Below are 19264 nucleotides of genomic sequence, written 5' to 3'. Positions count from 1 at the left end.
GGATCAGGCGCTGATCCTCGCTTGAGCGGCGAGGCGATTGATCGCCCGCTCCAGTTCTTCCAGCGCCGCCACGGCTTTGGGGTCGCCTTGTTTGAGCAGGGTTTCGCTGCGTTGGCAGGCCGCGCGCAATTGCGGCACGCCGCAGTAACGGGTGGCGCCGTGCAGGCGATGGACGCGTTCGATCAGGGCGTTCTGGTCACGGCTTTCACACGCTGCACGAATGGCCTCGCGGTCGGCTTCCAGCGAAGCCAGGAGCATTGCCAGCATGTCTGCCGCCAGATCCGCCTTGCCCGCGGCCAGGCGCAGACCTTCTTCGTGATCGAGCACCGGCAGTTCATTGTTCGCCGCGGCGCTGTCGCTGACCCGCTCCGGTCCATGATTGCGCAGGGCCAGGCCGGTCCACTTCAGCACCACTTGCGCCAGTTGCCGCTCGCTGATCGGTTTGGTCAGGTAGTCATCCATGCCGCTTTGCAGCAGCGCACGTTTCTCGTTGGCCATGGCGTGGGCCGTGAGGGCGACGATCGGCAGCGGTGTGCAGTGCCGTTCGCTTTCCCACTGGCGGATGGCTTCGGTGCTCTGGCGTCCGTCCATGCCGGGCATCTGCACGTCCATCAACACCAGGTCGAAGGACTCGGCCTGTACTGCTTTCACCGCCGCGTAGCCGCTTTCCACCGCGAGCACCTTGGCGCCCATGTCTTCGAGCAGGGTCTGCACCAGCAGCAGGTTGGCCGGGTTGTCATCGACACACAGCACTTTCGGCGCGCGACTCGACAGCGGCTCGCCCGGCTCATTGCGCGGCTGGCGCGGGTTGGCCAGATCCGACAGCGCCCGGCGCAGCTTGCGCGTGCAGGCCGGTTTGGCCTGCAACTGGCTGTGCGGGTTCGGTACTGAGAGGTGAAACAACGTTTGTTCGGTGGTCGGGCACAGCACCAGCACTTTGCAGCCCAGGTGCTCGAGGTCCCAGACATGCTGGTTCAGGCGTTCCGGCAGCATGTCGCTGCTGGTGATGCCGAGCACCGCCAGATCAATCGCCTGATCGGTCTGGTGGGCCCCGGTGACGCCATTGGTCAGGGTTTCCAGGGTATTGAAGGTCGTGACGTCGAGGCCGCAGTCTTCCAGTTGATGCTGCAACGCCTGGCGCGCCAGTTCATGGCTTTCCAGCAAGGCGACGCGCCGTCCGAGCAGCGGCGCCGAAGGCAGGTCTTCGGCATCGTCACGGGTTTTCGGCAAGCTCAGGCTGATCCAGAACTCCGACCCTTCGCCCGGCGTGCTGTCGACCCCGATTTCACCGCCCATCTGCTCGATCAGGCGCTTGGAAATCACCAGCCCCAGGCCCGTGCCGCCGGGTTGCCGCGACAGCGAATTGTCGGCCTGGCTGAAGGCCTGAAACAAAGCGCGCACGTCCTGATTCGACAGGCCGATGCCGGTGTCCTGAATGCTGATGCGCAGTTGCACGCTGTCTTCGTGTTCGTCCTCGAGCATGGCCCGGGCGACGATGGTGCCTTCGCGGGTGAACTTGATCGCGTTGCTGACCAGGTTGGTGAGGATCTGCTTGAGTCGCAGCGGGTCACCGACCAGCGACAACGGCGTGTCGCGATAGACCAGACTGACCAGTTCCAACTGCTTGGCGTGGGCGGCCGGGGCCAGAATCGTCAGGGTGTCCTGCAACAGATCGCGCAGGTTGAACGGGATATGGTCGAGCACCAGTTTGCCGGCCTCGATCTTCGAGAAATCGAGGATCTCGTTGATGATCCCGAGCAGGCTGTCGGCGGATTTTTCGATGGTGCCCAGGTAGTCGAGCTGGCGCGGGGTCAGTTCGCTTTTCTGCAACAGGTGGGTGAAGCCGAGAATGCCGTTGAGCGGCGTGCGGATTTCATGGCTCATGTTGGCGAGAAATTCGGATTTGATCCGGCTCGCTTCCAGTGCTTCTTTACGCGCCAGATCCAGTTCGATGTTCTGGATTTCGATGGTTTCCAGGTTCTGGCGCACGTCTTCGGTGGCCTGATCGACGCTGTGCTGCAATTCTTCGCGGGCGTTCTGCAGGGTGCCGGCCATGCGGTTGATGCCTGAGGCCAGTTCGTCCAGTTCCTGACTGCCGAGGGGCGGCAGACGGGTTTCCAGATGGCCGTCCTTGAGTTGCGCGACGGCTTGCTTGATCTGGCCCAGCGGCCGATTGATGGTGCGGCCCATGCGCACGGCGAGCAGGGCGGCACCGGCCAGGCCGGCGGCGATCAGCAACAGGCTGGCGAACAGGCTGCGATATCCGCGCAGCAGCATGCCGTTGTGCGACAACTCCAGTTCGACCCAGCCGAGCAACCGGTCGGATTCGGCTGGAATCAGTTCGCCGGCGAGGTTGCGGTGTTTGCCGAAGACCGGCATCAGGTAGCGGGTCGCGTCATTGCCACTGCGCCGTTGCAACTGCGTGCTGTCGCCGGTGGGGGCCTGATTGAGCATGGTCGGGCCGGCGTGGGCCAGCGGCGAGCGATCCGGCGCCAGAAAGGTTACCGCGCGCACGTCCGGTTGTTCGAGGGATTGGGTGGCGATGCGTTCAAGCAGGTCGTTGTTGCCATGGCCCATGGCGGGGGCGACCAGCGGCGCCAGTTGCTCGGCGATCATTTCGCCGCGCTGCATCAATTGGGTCTGCAAGTCGGACTGTTGCGTCCAGGTGAAGTAACCGCCCAGCACCAACGCCATCAGGCTGGTCGGCAACAGGGTCAGCAACAACACTCGACCTTTGATTCCCAGTTTCTTGAGCACGCCCATCTCCTGCATCCCGCTGATCCGTTGACTCATGCGTGCATCCGGCACGCGACATGGGCGCAGTGTAGCGATTTGCTCGCGGGCAATCTCCGGAAAAATGCGCGCGCCATCGGTCGTCGCGCCGGTGCGCGTTTGTCCGGCAGGTCAAGCTTGTGTTGCCCCACGCCCGGCAATCTTGAATAATCGCCGCTCAACTGAGAATGACTTGCAGATACTCATGACTCCTGTTTCCGTTGGCCAGCCGCGCATTCTTTCCATCGAAGACGATCCGGTCCTCGGCGCCTACGTTCACGAACAGCTGGGCCGCAGCGGCTTTCAGGTGACCTGGTGCCAGAACGGCCAGGAGGGCCTGAGCATCGCCCGACGCCAGCCGTTCGACGTGGTGTTGATGGACATTCTGTTGCCCGGGCTGGACGGACTGAATGTGCTGACGCAATTGCGCCAGAGCCATTCGACGCCGGTGTTACTGATGTCGGCGCTGGGCGCCGAGGCGGATCGCATCAGTGGTTTTCGTCTGGGCGCCGATGATTATTTGCCCAAGCCGTTCAGCATTGCCGAGTTGCACGTGCGCATCGAAGCGATCCTGCGACGGGTGGCCCTTGATCGGCGTCCGCCGGTGCTTGCAACGCCGCTGACCACGGGAACCCTGCGCTTTGACGACGCACAGTGCGAGGTGTTTTTCCGCGACCAGGCGGCTGGCCTGACCCGCAGCGAATTCCGCTTGCTGGAAACCCTCGAGCGCAATGACGAGGAAGTCTTGAGCAAGGCCTTCCTTTATCAGCACGTTCTGCAACGCGGCTATGCGGCGCACGATCGCAGCCTCGACATGCACATCAGCCAGATCCGCCGCAAACTCAAGGCCATCGGCTACACCGAGCGGGAAGTGCGCACGGTGTGGGGCAAGGGCTACGTATTGAGTGGCCGTGCCGATGAAGCGCTCTGAATTGCCGGGGCGCCATTCGCTGTTCTGGAAACTGGCGTGTCTGCTGGTCGCGTTCTGTCTGCTGATGATCTGGCTGAGCTGGTCATGGGGCCGCTACATGGAGGAGCGCAACCAGTTTCTCTCCGACGAGGCGCGCGGTACGCTTACCCGGTATGCGGCTGAGGCCGAACGGGCCTGGCAGCGCGGTCAGCGTGACGGTATTGATAGCTGGTTGCAGAGCATGGAATTGCGTGAGGCCGCTTGGGCTGGCGTGATCGACCGCAACTTGCAGTCGCTGAGCAGCGAGCCGTTGAATGATCAGGAAGTGCAGCGCCTGACGTTTTTGCGCGGGCTTGACTGGCCAATCCACAAGCAGGGCCGACCGTGGTTGCGCGTGCCGTTTCCCCATGATCCTGCTACCGGCAGTTTAGTGATTGAACTGCCCGAACGTTTTTTGCCGGGGAAGTACCGGGTGTTCTGGCGGGTGATCACCAACGGCGTGATCCCTGGACTGTTCACTTTATTGCTGTGCGTCGGCCTGTATCGCCTGCTGGTGGTGCCGCTGAACAACCTGCGCGAACAGGCCAACGCCTGGCGCGCCGATCAACTGAATGTGCGGCTGTCGAGCGGCATCACTCAGCGGCCGGACGAACTCGGTGAACTGGCCCGCGCCTTCGACTCGATGGCCGAGCGCCTGCAATCGACCGTTGCCTTGCAGCAACAACTGTTGCGCGATTTGTCCCATGAATTGCGCACGCCTCTGAGCCGGCTGCGTGTGGCCAGCGAAAGCGAGCAGGATCTGCGGCAACTGCGCGATCGCATCGGCCGTGAAGTCGACGGCATGCAGCGGCTGGTCGAGGACACCTTGCAATTGGCCTGGCTCGACACCGACCGCACGCCGTTGCCCGACGAGGCGATCCAGATTCAGGCTCTGTGGGAAATGCTCACGGATAACGCCTGTTATGAAAGCGGCTGGCCGAGCCTGCAATTGCAGTGTGCGGTGCCGTCGTCGTGCTGGGTGCGCGGCAACCTCAACACCTTGGCGCAGGCGTTGGAGAACATCCTGCGCAATGCCATTCGACATTCGCCCGAGGGCGGCATCGTGCGCCTCGACGGACGGCGTGACGGCGATTACTGGCATTTGTGGCTGGAGGATCAGGGCGGCGGAGTGGCGGAAGGGGATCTGGAGCGGATCTTCTCGCCGTTCACCCGCCTCGACGGCTCGCGGCCCGGAGACGGTGGATTTGGCTTGGGGTTGAGCATCGCGCGCAATGCCGTGCAGCGCCAGGGCGCAAGTATTTGGGCGGAGAACAGCGGGGCGGGGTTGCGCTTGAATTTGCGCTTGGTGGCTGATGACGGTGTTGGGCCGACTGACGCCTTCGCGAACAGGCTCGCTCCCACAGTTGAACCCGGTTCGCCGCAGATTGTGTGATCAACGCTGATCCCCCGGGGGGAGCGAGCCTGCTCGCGAAGAGGCCGTACGCTTCACCGCCCACTAAGGTGACCCACGGCAAAAGTCGCACCACTGGTGCGACTTTCAATCCCTTATTCCCATAAACCATAAGCACCGCACTTTGCGTGATATGGCCTGCGCAGGTTTGCCGGTATGATAGGCGCCCCCGCACGTCTGGATTGCGAATACGCCATGACCTTGCAGTACCCAACCATCGCCGATTGCGTCGGCAACACTCCGCTGGTTCGTTTGCAGCGCCTGCCTGGCGCCACCAGCAATACCCTTTTGCTCAAGCTCGAAGGGAACAACCCGGCGGGTTCGGTCAAGGACCGTCCGGCGCTGTCGATGATCACCCGCGCCGAGTTGCGCGGGCAGATTCACGCCGGCGACACGCTGATCGAAGCGACCTCGGGCAACACCGGGATCGCCCTGGCGATGGCCGCCGCGATCAAGGGTTACAAGATGATCCTGATCATGCCGGACAACTCCAGTGCCGAACGCAAGGCGGCGATGACCGCCTACGGTGCCGAGCTGATTCTGGTCAGCCAGGAAGAAGGCATGGAAGGCGCCCGCGACCTCGCTCAGCGCATGGAAGCTGAAGGCCGTGGCAAGGTGCTCGATCAGTTCGCCAACGGCGACAATCCTGAAGCGCACTACACCACCACCGGCCCGGAAATCTGGCGCCAGACCCAGGGCACCATCACCCATTTCGTCAGTTCGATGGGCACCACCGGGACCATCATGGGCGTGTCGCGCTACTTGAAAGAGCAGAACGACAACGTGCAGATCGTCGGTCTGCAACCGATGGAAGGCTCGGCCATTCCCGGCATCCGCCGCTGGCCGCAGGAATACTTGCCGAAGATTTATCAGGCCGACCGCGTCGACCGCATCGTCGACATGGCGCAAAGCGAAGCCGAGGACGTCACCCGTCGTCTGGCCCGCGAAGAAGGCATCTTCTGCGGCGTGTCCTCGGGCGGTGCGGTGGCAGCGATGCTGCGCCTGTCCAAAGAAGTTGAAAACGCGGTGATCGTCGCGATCATTTGCGACCGTGGCGACCGTTACCTGTCGACCGGCATTTTCGACGCGCCCAACTGATGGCCAAGCATGAGAGAGGCCTGCGCTTCCAGCCCACCGGCGGCAGCAAGGCCGCGCAAATTCCGACCGGCAAAAAGCAGCGCCTGACCATCGAGCGTCTGGCCAATGACGGTCGCGGTATCGCGTTTTTCGAAGGCCGCACCTGGTTTGTCCTCGGCGCCCTCGCGGGTGAAGAGGTCGAGGCGCGGGTGCTCGGCGCCCACGGCAAAGTGGTCGAGGCGCGAACCGAGCGCGTGTTCAAGGCCAGCGAATTACGCCGCCCGGCACCCTGTCCGCACGCCGGTCGTTGCGGTGGTTGCAGCGTCCAGCATCTGCCCCACAGCGAACAGCTTGCCCTGAAACAGCGCATGCTCGCCGAGCAATTGTCGCGCGTTGCCGGTGTCGAACCCGAAGCATGGGCAGCACCGCTGACCGGACCTGAATTCGGCTATCGCCGTCGCGCCCGCATCGCCGTGCGCTGGGACATGAAGGCCAGGCAACTCGAAGTCGGTTTCCGCGCCGCCGGCAGTCAGGACATCGTCGCGATCAGCGAATGCCCGGTGCTGGTACAGCCCTTGCAACCAATCATGACCCGGTTGCCGGAGATGCTTCGTCGGTTGAGCAAACCGCAGGCGCTGGGGCATGTCGAGTTGTTCAGCGGCTCGGCGCTGGCGGTGTTGCTGCGTCATATGGCGCCGTTGTCCGAAGCGGACCTGACGATCCTCAAGGAGTTCTGCCAGTTCCATGAAGCGCAATTGTGGCTGCATGGCGAGGGCGAGCCGCAACCGGTCGATGTTTCGCAGACGCTGGGCTATCGCCTGGAACAGTGGGATCTGGATCTGGCGTACCGCCCGGGGGATTTCATTCAGGTCAACGCCGGGGTCAACGAAGCCATGGTTGCGCAAGCGCTGGACTGGCTGAAACCCGGCAGCGACGAACGCGTGCTGGATCTGTTCTGCGGCCTCGGCAACTTTGCTTTGCCGCTGGCCAAAAGCGTGCGTGAAGTGGTGGCGGTCGAAGGTGTGCAGACCATGGTCGAGCGCGCTGCGGCGAATGCCGCTAGTAACAATTTGCATAACACAAAGTTTTTTCAAGCCGATTTATCCCAGCCTTTGAGCGATGCCGAGTGGATCGCAAACGGCTTTTCTGCGGTACTCTTGGACCCACCGCGTGACGGTGCTTTCGAGGTGGTGCGCAAGCTTGCGACCCTGGGCGCGAAGCGGTTGGTGTATGTGTCGTGCAACCCTGCAACTCTGGCGCGCGATACGGTCGAATTGATCAAACAGGGCTACCGGTTAAAACGTGCCGGGATTCTCGATATGTTTCCTCAGACGGCACATGTCGAGGCCATGGCGTTATTTGAAGCGAGCCAGGATGGCTCGTCATCCGTCTGACCTGTCCTGGCAGCGCTCGCTCGAGCCCCGCGAGCGCAAACGGGCAATGAAGGTCAGCGATTTGACGCATTGAATCTGCGTCGTAGGGAAGGTAAAGCAAGATGGTACAGGTGAGAGCACACCAGCCGATCAACACTGACGGCAGTATCAATCTCGAGGCTTGGCTCGATCACGCGGTCAGTGTCGATCTGGCACTGGATCGCGAAGCCTTGAAAGAAGCCTGCGAGTTCGCTCGCGAGGCCGAACAACAGTCCAACGCCGCGAAGAATCTGTGGTCCGAAGGCACCGGCAGTTTCAGTACCGGCCTTGAGATCGCCGAAATTCTCGCTGACCTCAAACTCGATCAGGATTCGCTGGTCGCGGCGGTCCTTTACCGTGGCGTGCGCGAAGGCCAGATCGAGCTCGCGGCCGTCAGCCAGCGCTTCGGCCCGGTGGTGGCCAAACTGATCGACGGCGTGCAGCGCATGGCGGCCATCAGTGCCAGCCTCAGCCCGCGCCAGTCGATGGTGATGGGCACGCAAGGGCAGGTGGAAAACCTGCGCAAGATGCTCGTCGCGATGGTCGACGACGTGCGCGTTGCCCTGATCAAATTGGCCGAACGGACCTGCGCGATCCGTGCGGTGAAAACCGCTGACGACGAAAAACGCAACCGCGTCGCCCGGGAAGTCTTCGACATTTATGCGCCGCTCGCGCATCGCCTGGGCATCGGTCATATCAAGTGGGAACTGGAGGATTTGTCCTTCCGTTACCTGGAACCCGACCAATACAAACAGATTGCCAAGCTGCTCCATGAGCGGCGGCTGGACCGTGAGCGTTTCATCAGCGACGTGATGACCCAGCTCAAGGACGAATTGCAGGCCACCGGCGTCGACGCCGACATCAGTGGCCGGGCCAAACACATTTATTCGATCTGGCGCAAAATGCAGCGCAAGGGTCTGGAATTCAGCCAGATCTACGACGTGCGCGCCGTGCGCGTGCTGGTGCCGGAAATGCGCGACTGCTACACCGCGCTCGGCATCGTCCACACCCTGTGGCGGCACATCCCGAAAGAGTTCGACGACTACATCGCCAACCCGAAAGAGAACGGCTACCGCTCGCTGCACACAGCGGTGATCGGCCCGGAAGGCAAGGTGCTGGAAGTCCAGATCCGTACGCATTCAATGCACGAAGAAGCCGAACTCGGCGTCTGCGCGCACTGGCGCTACAAGGGCACTGACGTCAAATCCGGTTCGAACCACTACGAAGAGAAAATCTCCTGGCTGCGTCAGGTCCTCGAGTGGCACGAAGAACTGGGCGATATCGGTGGTCTGGCGGAACAGTTGCGGGTCGATATCGAGCCGGACCGGGTCTACATCTTCACCCCTGACGGTCACGCCATCGACTTGCCGAAGGGCGCAACGCCGCTGGACTTCGCCTACCGCGTGCACACCGAAATCGGCCACAACTGCCGTGGCGCGAAGATCAACGGCCGGATAGTACCGCTCAACTACAGCCTGCAGACCGGTGAACAGGTCGAGATCATCACCAGCAAGCACGGTACGCCGAGCCGCGACTGGCTGAACCCGAACCTTGGTTACGTCACCACCTCGCGGGCGCGGGCGAAGATTGTTCACTGGTTCAAGCTGCAGGCTCGTGACCAGAACGTCGCGGCCGGTAAAACCCTGATCGAACGCGAGCTCAATCGCCTCGGTCTGCCGGCGGTGGATTTCGACAAGCTGGCCGACAAGGCCAACATGAAAACCGCCGAAGACATGTTCGCCGCCCTCGGTGCCGGCGACCTGCGTCTGGCGCAACTGGTCAACCTGGCGCAGCAACTGGTCGAGCCGGAACGCGGCAACGAACAGCTGGAGCTGATCCCGCGCAAGGCCACTGGTTACAAGCCGGGCAAGCGCGGCGATATCCAGATCCAGGGCGTCGGCAACCTGATGACGCAGATGGCCGGCTGCTGCCAGCCGCTGCCGGGCGATGCGATCGTCGGTTACATCACCCAGGGCCGCGGTGTGAGCATCCACCGTCAGGACTGTGCCTCGGTGCTGCAACTGGCCGGGCGCGAGCCGGAGCGGATCATCCAGGTCAGCTGGGGCCCGGTGCCGGTGCTCACCTATCCGGTGGACATCGTCATTCGCGCCTACGACCGTTCCGGTCTGCTGCGTGACGTCTCGCAGGTGCTGCTCAACGAGCGCATCAACGTGCTGGCGGTCAACACCCGTTCGAACAAGGAAGACAACACTGCGCTGATGTCGCTGACCATCGAGATCCCGGGGCTGGATGCGCTGGGGCGCTTGCTGGGGCGGATTTCGCAGTTGCCGAACATCATCGAGACGCGGCGTAACCGCACGCCTTGATGACCAACCCCGATCAACTGTGGGAGCTGGCTTGCCAGCGATTGCATCACCTCGATTGTCCTGATTCACCGAGGTGTCTGCATCGCTGGCAAGCCAGCTCCCACATGGTTTTGTGGTGAGAGATAAATGATGTACAGCCTTGAAGACCTGCTGCATTTGATGAGCCGTCTGCGCGACCCGCAGTACGGTTGCCCGTGGGACATCAAGCAAACCTACGCGACCATCGTCCCGCACACCCTCGAAGAAGCCTACGAAGTGGCCGACGCGATTGAGCGTGGCGACTTCGATCACTTGCAGGGCGAACTGGGCGATCTGTTGTTCCAGGTCGTCTATTACAGCCAGTTGGCCCGGGAAGAAGGGCGCTTTGAATTCGCCGGGGTGATCGACAGCATCACCCGCAAACTGATTCGCCGTCACCCACACGTGTTCCCCACCGGTGATCTGTACGCGCCGCTGGACGTGCCGCGTCTGAGCGAGGAACAGGTCAAGCAGCGCTGGGAAGCGATCAAGGCCGAAGAGCGCGCCGAGAAATCCGTCACACCCGAACAACTGTCACTGCTCGATGACGTGCCCGCCACGCTGCCAGCCTTGTCACGTTCGGCCAAGCTGCAGAAGCGTGCCGGGCAGGTCGGTTTCGACTGGCCGGATGCCTTGCCAGTGCTGGACAAGGTGCGCGAAGAGCTCGATGAAGTTCTCGAAGCCATGTCCGAAAATGATCCCGCAGCAGTGGCTGACGAGATCGGCGACCTGCTGTTTTCCGTGGTCAATCTGGCCCGGCACCTGAAGGTCGATCCGGAAACGGCGTTGCGTGGCGCCAACGCCAAGTTCGAACGACGTTTCCGATTTATCGAACAGGCATTGCGCGACACCCACCGTCCCATGGAAGATTGCACCCTCGAAGAGTTGGACGCCCTGTGGGGCGAAGCCAAACGCCAGGAAAAGAATGTGCCCAGCTGCGGCTGAGCAACTGCCCAAGTGAGTAAGCACCATGAGTATTTCCCTTCGCGATCAGTTGCTCAAAGCAGGGCTGGTCAACCAAAAGCAGGCCAAACAGGTCAGCAAGGATAAGCAGAAGCAGCAGCGTCTGGCGCACAAAGGCCAGATCGAACTGGATGATTCGCAGCAGCGCGCCGCCCAGGAAGCCATGGCCGAGAAGGTCAAGCGCGACCAGGAGCTGAACCGTCAGCAGCAAGAGAAAGTCGAGGCCAAGGCCCGTGCTGCGCAGGTCAAGCAACTGATCGAAGTCTCGCGTCTGCCGAAGCTGAACACCGAGGATTACTACAACTTCGTCGACGACAAGAAGGTCAAGCGCATTTCGGTCAACACGCTGATGCGCAACAAGCTCAGCAACGGTTCGCTGGCGATCGTGCACCACGGCGGCGGGTATGAAGTGATCCCGCGTGAGGCGGCCCTGAAGATCCAGGAGCGCGACCCGCAACGCATCGTCCAGCTCAATGTGCAGACTGAAGAGGTCAGCACCGAGGACGATCCGTACGCGGCCTACCAGATCCCTGATGACCTGATGTGGTAAAGCGATAAAGCTGTAACAACACAAACCCCGCTCATGGCGGGGTTTGTCGTTTTTAATGCTGTGGTTGAATCAGGCGGATTTCAGATCCCGCTGCTGTTCTTGCAGTTCCAGTTCGGCCTTGTAGTTGTGGGCGTCGATTTCGTTGTGGAACATGCCGACCAGCAAGTCTTGTTGATGCACATCCCAGATCCGTACACCGGCGGCTACGCCTTCATGGGACATGTGTGAATCGTCGCGTTCAGTTACTTTTACAGTCATCTGCTAGCTCCAAATCTCAAGTTATCTGCAGCAAGGCGTGTGCAGGACTCTTTTATATGATTTGTTAGCTTGCTAAGTAAACGCTTGATTTGCGCAAGGTGTTGTTGCGTTTTTTGCAACAGTGCTGCAGCCCGCGTAATCCGCGACATTCGGTCGCAGGGCGAAAGGTTTCATGACAGAAGTTTCATTTTCAGAGCACCCTGGAACCCTGTGGGAGCTGGCTTGCCAGCGATGACGTCGGCACTGCAAACATCTTCGTTAACTGACACTCCGCTATCGCTGGCAAGCCAGCTCCCACAGGGATCAGCGGTGTTCCGGCTGATTGCTTCAGGCAAAAAAACGCCCCGAACCAGTCGGGGCGTTTTCAGGTGTGGCTCAAGCGGGGGGAATTACTTGCCTTCCCAGCGCTTCAGGACCAGCGTGGCGTTGGTGCCGCCGAAGCCGAAGCTGTTGCTCATCACGGTGTTGATGGTGGCGTTTTCGCGGGTCTTGGTCAGCACCGGCAGATCGGCCACTTCAGGGTCCAGCTCGTCGATGTTGGCGGAACCGGCAATGAAGTTGCCTTCCATCATCAGCATGCAGTAGATCGCTTCGTGAACGCCGGCGGCGCCCAGGGAGTGACCGGACAGGCTTTTGGTCGAGCTGATCGCGGGTGCCTTGTCGCCGAACACTTCACGCACACCTTTCATTTCCGCGACGTCGCCGACCGGAGTCGAAGTGCCGTGGGTGTTCAGGTAGTCGATTGGCGTATCAACGGTGGACATTGCCATCTGCATGCAACGGATCGCGCCTTCGCCACTCGGGGCAACCATGTCGTAGCCGTCGGACGTTGCGCCGTAGCCAACGATTTCGGCGTAGATCTTGGCGCCACGGGCCAGAGCGTGTTCCAGCTCTTCAACCACGACCATGCCGCCACCGCCAGCGATGACGAAACCGTCACGGTCGGCGTCGTAGGCGCGGGAGGCTTGTTCCGGGGTGTCGTTACGCTTGCTGGACAGAGCGCCCATCGCGTCGAACAGGAACGACTGGCTCCAGTGCTCTTCTTCACCGCCACCGGCGAAGACGATGTCCTGCTTGCCCATCTGGATCTGTTCCATGGCGGTACCGATGCAGTGAGCACTGGTGGCGCAGGCAGAAGCGATGGAGTAGTTCAGGCCCTTGATCTTGAACGGAGTGGCCAGGCACGCGGAAACGGTGCTGCTCATGGTCCGCGTGACGCGGTATGGGCCAACGCGTTTCACGCCTTTCTCGCGCAGGATGTCCAGCGCTTCCATCTGGTTCAGGGTCGACGCACCACCCGAACCGGCGATCAGGCCGGTACGCGGGTTGGACACTTGTTCTTCGGTCAGGCCGGAGTCAGTGATGGCGTCTTTCATGGCCAGGTAGGCGTAAGCCGCAGCGTGGCCGACGAAGCGATAGATCTTGCGATCAATCAGCTCTTCAAGGTTGAGGTCGATGGAGCCGGAAACCTGGCTACGCAGACCCATTTCAGCATATTCCGGGTTGAACCGGATGCCAGGGCGGCTTGCACGCAGGTTAGCGGAGACGGTCTCTTTGTCATTGCCCAGGCACGAAACAATGCCCAGACCAGTGATAACGACGCGGCGCATGCGAATAACCCTTAGAAGTTGTCAGTGGAGGTGAAAACGCCGACGCGAAGGCCTTCGGCGGTGTAGATTTCGCGACCGTCGACAGTCACCGAACCATCGGCGATGGCCAGGTTCAGCTTGCCCTTGAGGACGCGTTTGATATGAATGTTGTAGGTGACTTTCTTGGCGGTCGGCAGCACCTGACCGAAGAATTTCACTTCGCCCGAACCCAGCGCACGGCCACGGCCCGGCAGGCCTTGCCAGCCCAGGAAGAAGCCGACCAGTTGCCACATGGCGTCCAGACCGAGGCAGCCCGGCATCACCGGATCGCCTTCGAAGTGGCACGCGAAGAACCACAGGTCGGGGTTGATATCCAGCTCGGCGACCAATTCACCTTTGCCGTACTTGCCGCCTTCTTCGCTGATCAGGGTGATGCGATCCACCATCAGCATGTTCGGGGCGGGCAGTTGCGCGTTACCTGGGCCGAACAGCTCACCGCGACTGCAGCGCAGCAGATCTTCCCGAGTAAAGGCGTTTTGTTTGGTCATGCGAGCTCCTCAATAATCCCATGCGGCAGGTGGGGCAAATCTTCCCGGCCGATCGACGCGTTCATGCCTCGTACCGGCAGCCTACTCATAGACTATTGCGTTGTGGTGAAAGTCACAGCACCAAGGACATGAATGTACACTTGTGCACTGAAATTTTTATTCAAGCCCCTTTTGAGGCTTGTTCGGGTGCCTAAGACTGCCGCACTTTCGCTTTTCACGCCAGTCGCAGATGGTCGAAAAACCGTCACTACTGCACCCAGCGTTGCAGAATCTGTTGTAGGTCATTGCGTTTGAACGGTTTGGCCAAATAATCGTTCATGCCTGCCGACAGGCAAGTTTCGCGGTCGCCCTGCAAGGCGTTGGCGGTCAACGCGATGATCGGCACCTCGCGGCGTCCAGGCAGCAAACGGATCTGCCGGGTCGCCTCGTAACCGTCGATGATCGGTAAGCGACAATCCATCAAAATTACTTCGAATTCGCTGCCCTCGGCACTGCGCACCGCCTGCACGCCATCGGTTGCCACACTGACAGTAAAGCCCAGGCTGCGCAGCATCGCTTCAATCACCGTCTGATTGACCGGGTTGTCCTCCACCAGCAACACGTTGCGCCCTTCACCGTGGTCGTTGCCATTCAGTGCGCGCGGTGCGGCCAGTTGCGGCAACGCCTGTTTATAAAGGGCCAGGGGAATTTCCAGGGTGAACACCGAACCACGACCTTCCTCACTCTGCGCGCGCAAGGTGCCGCCCATGCGTTCGGCCAGGGTACGGGCAATCGGCAGACCGAGGCCGGTGCCACCGTAACGCCGGGAAATCGAACTGTCGGCCTGCTGGAAAGCGTTGAACATCAGCTCCAGACTTTCGGCCGAAATGCCGATGCCACTGTCGCGCACCGAGCAGGTGAACCAGAGCAGTTCGTGATCCAGCGACTGCCATTGCGCTTCGATGCTGACCCGCCCGCGCTCGGTGAATTTCAAGGCATTGCCGACCAGGTTGACCAGAATCTGCCGGATCCGCGTCGGATCGCCCTGCACCTGCAACGCACGCATGTCCTCGGGGATGCGCAGGTTCAATGTCAGACCACGCTGCACCGCACTGTGCTGGAACGACTGGGCGCAGGCGCCGATCAGTTCGGCAAGATTGAAAGGAATGTGCTCCAGCTCCAGTTCCGAACGCTCGATCCGGGAGAAGTCGAGGATGTCGTTGATGACCTTCAGCAAGTGCTCGGTGGACTCCGACGCAAGGGCGGCATACTCGATCTGCTCCTCGGTCATGTCGGTGGTTTCCAGCAACTGCAGCATTCCCAGCACGCCGTTCATGGGGGTGCGCAGTTCGTGGCTCATCATCGCCAGAAAATCGGATTTGGCGGTGTTGGCCTTTTCCGCTTCCTCGCGGGTCTGGATCAGTTGCGCCATCGCCTGGTGCTGTTCGCGGCTGGCCTGTTCCAGCGCTTGGGCGAGGTTGTTGATGTGCTGCGACAGGGCGCCCAGTTCGGTGTCATCGACGATCGGCAGCGGGGTTTTGTAGTCGCCGTCCTGAATCGCCTTGACCGCATTGCCGATATCACGGATCGGCTGCGACAGGCTGCTGGCCAGGCGCCGCGCCAATACGAAAGTGAAGAGCAGGGCAAACAGCGCGAGGATCCCGGCCTTGAGGAGGATTTCCTGCTGGCGCTGACTGAAGGCATCGCTGGACAGCCCGACGATTACCCGTCCCAGATAGTCCTCGCTGGCGCCGCCATTGTTGACTTTGCCATCCTGAAAAAAATCAGTGTGCAGGGCGATCCGTTGCAGGCGTACCGGTGCCTGAAACACTTCCACCTGATGTGCGTGACTGTGGGCGGCGGCCGGTTGTTCGACGTACACCAGAATCCGGTTGGCGCTGTCCTGTACTTCGAGAAACCGCACGTTAGGCGTGGCCAGGGTGGCTTTGAGCAGACTCTCCAGCACTTCGTTATTGCCGGAGATCACGCCGTATTCGGTGGCGGGCGCCAGTTGGTTGGCGATCAGTTGGCCGGTGTGATTGAGCTCCTGGCGCAAATCCTGAATACGCACGAAGGTGAAGAAACTGATCAACAGTAGAGTCAGCAACAGCGCCGGGCCCAGGCTGATCAACTGGGTGCGGGTGTTGATGTCCCAACGGCGACGGAAAATCATGGACGGCGTTCTCCTTCGGCCAGCGCTCTGGCAACAGACGCATCATTCAAGGGTTCGATCCCTAGGGAACGAGCGACCTGCGCGTTACTTGAGACTTTAAAACGTTCGGGATAGAGCGTTCGCGGCCAACTGGCCGGTGGCTGGTCGAGCAATTGATCGAGGATCGTCAGCCAGTCGTTCTGGTCGCTGTAACTGCTGGCGAGGCTGCCGGCGCGGACGAAGGCGACGTTGGGACCGACCAGCGCCACTTGCCGCGCGTAGCTGCTGAGCAGCAGGTTTTTCGCGGTTTTCGGGTTGTACAGGTCGGGATCGTCGAGCCCCAGCAACACGTCACTGTTTTTCAGCACCGATTGCAGCGGGCGACTGTCGTGAATGTTGTCCCAGCGCTGACTGACAATTTCCAGATTCAGCGGCTGTGCGGCCAGGCTCAGCTCGTGGAGCAGAAATTCGCTGTGCTGATCGAACAGCACGCCGATGCGCCGTGCCTGCGGCAGAATCCGCCGGATCAATTGCAACTGCCGGCTCAGTGGCGGATCGCTCCACAGCAGGCTCAAGTGCGGCGGTTGCGCAGTGCCGAGACGTTGCCGCGCCTGCAGGCGGCTGATGCGCAGCACCAGCGTCGCCGGGCCCTGGGCATCCTGCAGGCGCCAGTCGAGGCTGGGCAGGTCGAGCAGAATCAGGCGCAGGCTGGACGGTAATTTACCCGGTGCCGGCAGACTCGCCAGCGGCTGGAAGTGCACGTTATCGGTGGGCCGCAACTCGCTGAGCGCCTGAACGAACGCCTGCACGCCGGCGCTTTCTTCGGCGCCGGTCAGCAGAATGTCGGCGGCCTGCACCGCCACGCCATGCAGCCACGCGGTCAAAAACAGGCACAAACCCGCCAGCCAGTGGCCTAGGGTTGGCGTCTTGTGAAACAGGCTGCCGCGCATCTAGAACTCCAGCTCGGCGCTGAAGTACATCACCCGGCGTTCGTCGTAATGGTTGTCGACGAAGGTGGTCGGCTGGTTATCGAGGCGCTGTTGCAGTACCCCGGCCAGTTGCAGGTGCGCCTTGCCCAGAGCGATGCGTTTGGCGATGCGTGTGTCGACCCGCTCGAAGCGGTAGCCGTTGAGTGCGTTGTCGCCGTAATAGAAGAGGGCGCTGTTCCAGCCGTGGCCCCAATCGCGTAACCAGCCGGCGGAACCGCTGTTGCTCGCGGTGAATTGCTGATCGAGCGGATTGCTCGCCTCGGCGTCGACATAGGCGTAGGTGACGCGCAAACGGTCGGCCAGGCTCAGGCGCCAGTCGAGCTGGGTTTCCGTGCCGCGAAAACGCGAGCTGTTGGCGTTGCTGGCAATGTATTGGTTGTTGCGCAGCGGTTCGCTGATCATGCCGGTGATCTCGTCGTAGAACAGCTTCACATCGACGGCCAGCCCCAGTTCGGCGAAGTAGCCGTTATAGCCCAGCTCCCGCGAGCGCATGTGTTCCTGTTCGAGGTCGCCCGGGCCGCGGGTCTTGACGAAATAGCGTGCCGACGACTGACCGTAGGCCGACGGCTGCAGATTCTTGACCAGGTAACTCCAGTTCACATTGTTCTCGAACATATCCGGCGAGCGGATCGCCTCCGAGTACACCGCGCGCAGGCCGTGGCGCGGGTTGATCAGGTAATTGATCGCAAAGCGCGGCGTCAGCGAACTGCCGATCAGTTGCGTGTCTTCGAACATCGCGCCGCCCTGCAACAGCCAGTGGTCAGTCGCGCGCCACTCCAGTTGGCCGAACGCCCGCCACGTGGTGTCGTCGAGTGTGCCATTGAAGTAGGTCTCGGAGTCGGCACGGTCGTAACGATAGTTCATGCCGCTGACCAGTCGCAGACTGTCGGACAGGCTGAGGGTGTCCTGCACTTCGAGGTCGTAACGCGATTCCCGGGCGCTCTGGTCGATATCGCCGCACAGGGTGCGACTGGCACCGTTGCGCCACTGATCGAGCACCTGATTGGCCAAGGCCATTTCCTGTGGCGTGCCGGGCGCGGCACCGGGACCGGTGAAACGGGTGATGTTGCGCGCCAGACGTTCGGTGTAGTTCGGGTTGAGCTGCCACAACTGCGTCAATTCAGGGCTGAACGACACCTCGGCATCGCAGGCGCGCCACACCTGCTGACGATCCCAATGCTGTGCCGAGCCTTGGATATAGACGCTGTGCTCGGGGTTGAGGTCGAGATTCCAGCGCACCGAGCCGGCGTAATCCTTGGCCACCACGTCGGAATTGTCCCCGGCGGCGGTAATCCCCGAGAACACCGGGCGGTAGGTGTAGGGCCGCTGGTTGGTGCCGTCCTTGGCGTTGACCTGCCAGTCGAGGCTCTGGTTGTCGCTGAGGGTGTGGCTGACCGCGAGGCTGAAGCGGTTCAAGCGGCGGCTGTCGCGGTAATCGGCACCGTTGCGATCGCTGTCGAAACCGTCGTCTTCCTGCCCGGACAACGACAGACGCAAATCGCCGCCATTCCAGCCGGTGCCCTGACTGGCATAAAAGTCGTTGATGCCGCGCTGACCACGGGTGTACTTCAACCGCGTGCCGTGGCTGTCGGCGGGGTGGCGGGTGATGATGTTGACCACCGCCATCAGCGCATTGGCGCCGTAGCTGACGGTGTTCGGGCCGCGAAACACTTCGATGCGCTCGATGTCTTCCATGGCCACCGGAATATCGCTCCAGTCCACCGTGGCGAGACCGGCGCGGTACACCGAGCGGCCGTCGATCAGCACCTGCATGCGCCGCGCCTCGGTGGCGTTGGTCCCGTGATAATTGACCGCTGCCTGATTGCCGCTGATGTTGCCGACCATCATCCCCGGCACCAGACGCAGCAGTTCGCTGATGTCGCGGGCGCCGCTGGCGTTGATCAGTTCGCTGTCGAGCACGGTCATGCTGCCCGGTACTTCCGCCGGTGTCTGTTTCAGACGCGTGGCCGTCAGTACCTGAGGCAGTGCGTCGTTGTCCAGAAACAGGTCGTCCGCCAGCAATACCGGGCTGAACAACAGCGCCAGTAACACCGACGAAAGCGCAGACGAAGGGCCAAAAGACACGGCACAACCTAGATAGCGAAGAATTGGCGCGCATGTTAACCGAGGGCAGCGACTTTTCCAGTCACGTTGCAGGCATTTTCCTAGGTTTTATTGGTCTTCTTCCTACAAGTGTCGGTAATTGATGCAGGGGCTGGCCGCGACTCGGTCGCCCCGTATAATGCCGGCATCGCCACTGGTATGGATTA

General features: G+C 61.4%; 14 protein-coding genes. 7 read left to right on the top strand and 7 right to left on the bottom strand.

Annotated features, from left to right (window positions below; translation table 11 throughout):
* Window positions 1-3: 3 nt before the first annotated feature.
* Window positions 4-2757, bottom strand: coding sequence for a response regulator (locus ACXX9E_RS26125; RefSeq protein WP_123467316.1), 2754 nt, complete (start codon window positions 2755-2757; stop codon window positions 4-6).
* Between the two features lie 220 nt (window positions 2758-2977).
* Between ACXX9E_RS26125 and ACXX9E_RS26120 the strand changes: the two genes are divergently transcribed.
* From ACXX9E_RS26120 to ACXX9E_RS26090, 7 genes are all read left to right on the top strand, one after another.
* Window positions 2978-3703: a response regulator transcription factor gene (locus ACXX9E_RS26120; protein WP_458556417.1), complete on the top strand. Its 726-nt coding sequence runs from the start codon at window positions 2978-2980 to the stop codon at window positions 3701-3703.
* On the top strand, window positions 3690-5114 hold the full coding sequence (locus ACXX9E_RS26115) for a sensor histidine kinase (RefSeq protein WP_458556416.1): 1425 nt from the start codon (window positions 3690-3692) through the stop codon (window positions 5112-5114). The genes ACXX9E_RS26120 and ACXX9E_RS26115 overlap by 14 nt, the downstream gene beginning before the upstream one ends.
* Before the next feature lie 213 nt (window positions 5115-5327).
* The gene (gene cysM / locus ACXX9E_RS26110; RefSeq protein WP_177490603.1) at window positions 5328-6230 is read left to right on the top strand and encodes a cysteine synthase CysM; all 903 of its coding nucleotides are present in this window, start codon (window positions 5328-5330) and stop codon (window positions 6228-6230) included.
* Window positions 6230-7603 carry a 23S rRNA (uracil(1939)-C(5))-methyltransferase RlmD gene (gene rlmD, locus ACXX9E_RS26105; protein WP_458556415.1) on the top strand — a complete coding sequence of 458 codons (1374 nt, stop codon included), beginning with the start codon at window positions 6230-6232 and terminating at the stop codon, window positions 7601-7603. Before cysM ends, rlmD begins: the two co-directional genes overlap by 1 nt.
* A gap of 101 nt (window positions 7604-7704) precedes the next feature.
* The gene (gene relA, locus ACXX9E_RS26100; protein WP_123466896.1) at window positions 7705-9948 is read left to right on the top strand and encodes a GTP diphosphokinase; all 2244 of its coding nucleotides are present in this window, start codon (window positions 7705-7707) and stop codon (window positions 9946-9948) included.
* Window positions 9949-10077: 129 nt separating this feature from the next.
* On the top strand, window positions 10078-10911 hold the full coding sequence (mazG, locus tag ACXX9E_RS26095) for a nucleoside triphosphate pyrophosphohydrolase (RefSeq protein WP_123467314.1): 834 nt from the start codon (window positions 10078-10080) through the stop codon (window positions 10909-10911).
* A gap of 25 nt (window positions 10912-10936) precedes the next feature.
* A complete protein-coding gene (locus ACXX9E_RS26090) occupies window positions 10937-11479 on the top strand; it encodes a DUF2058 domain-containing protein (protein ID WP_123466894.1) in 543 nt (180 codons plus the stop codon).
* 69 nt (window positions 11480-11548) lie between these two features.
* Here ACXX9E_RS26090 and ACXX9E_RS26085 read toward each other — a convergent pair whose 3' ends face one another.
* The 6 genes from ACXX9E_RS26085 to ACXX9E_RS26060 all read right to left on the bottom strand — a co-directional run bounded on the left by ACXX9E_RS26085 (window position 11549) and on the right by ACXX9E_RS26060 (window position 19079).
* Window positions 11549-11737, bottom strand: coding sequence for a hypothetical protein (locus tag ACXX9E_RS26085; RefSeq protein WP_003227153.1), 189 nt, complete (start codon window positions 11735-11737; stop codon window positions 11549-11551).
* A gap of 389 nt (window positions 11738-12126) precedes the next feature.
* Window positions 12127-13347 carry a beta-ketoacyl-ACP synthase I gene (gene fabB / locus ACXX9E_RS26080; RefSeq protein WP_007968959.1) on the bottom strand — a complete coding sequence of 407 codons (1221 nt, stop codon included), beginning with the start codon at window positions 13345-13347 and terminating at the stop codon, window positions 12127-12129.
* An 11-nt stretch (window positions 13348-13358) separates the two neighbouring features.
* Window positions 13359-13874, bottom strand: a complete 516-nt coding sequence (gene fabA / locus ACXX9E_RS26075) for a 3-hydroxyacyl-[acyl-carrier-protein] dehydratase FabA (RefSeq protein WP_003227150.1) — start codon at window positions 13872-13874, stop codon at window positions 13359-13361.
* A 247-nt stretch (window positions 13875-14121) separates the two neighbouring features.
* The gene (locus ACXX9E_RS26070; protein WP_458556414.1) at window positions 14122-16026 is read right to left on the bottom strand and encodes an ATP-binding protein; all 1905 of its coding nucleotides are present in this window, start codon (window positions 16024-16026) and stop codon (window positions 14122-14124) included.
* A complete protein-coding gene (locus tag ACXX9E_RS26065) occupies window positions 16023-16955 on the bottom strand; it encodes an ABC transporter substrate-binding protein (protein WP_123466890.1) in 933 nt (310 codons plus the stop codon). The genes ACXX9E_RS26070 and ACXX9E_RS26065 overlap by 4 nt, the downstream gene beginning before the upstream one ends.
* The gene (locus tag ACXX9E_RS26060; protein WP_458556413.1) at window positions 16956-19079 is read right to left on the bottom strand and encodes a TonB-dependent receptor plug domain-containing protein; all 2124 of its coding nucleotides are present in this window, start codon (window positions 19077-19079) and stop codon (window positions 16956-16958) included.
* Window positions 19080-19264 lie beyond the last annotated feature (185 nt).

Source organism: Pseudomonas sp. GNP014, from assembly GCF_054344005.1.
This window is presented reverse-complemented; position numbering and strand designations above follow the sequence as displayed.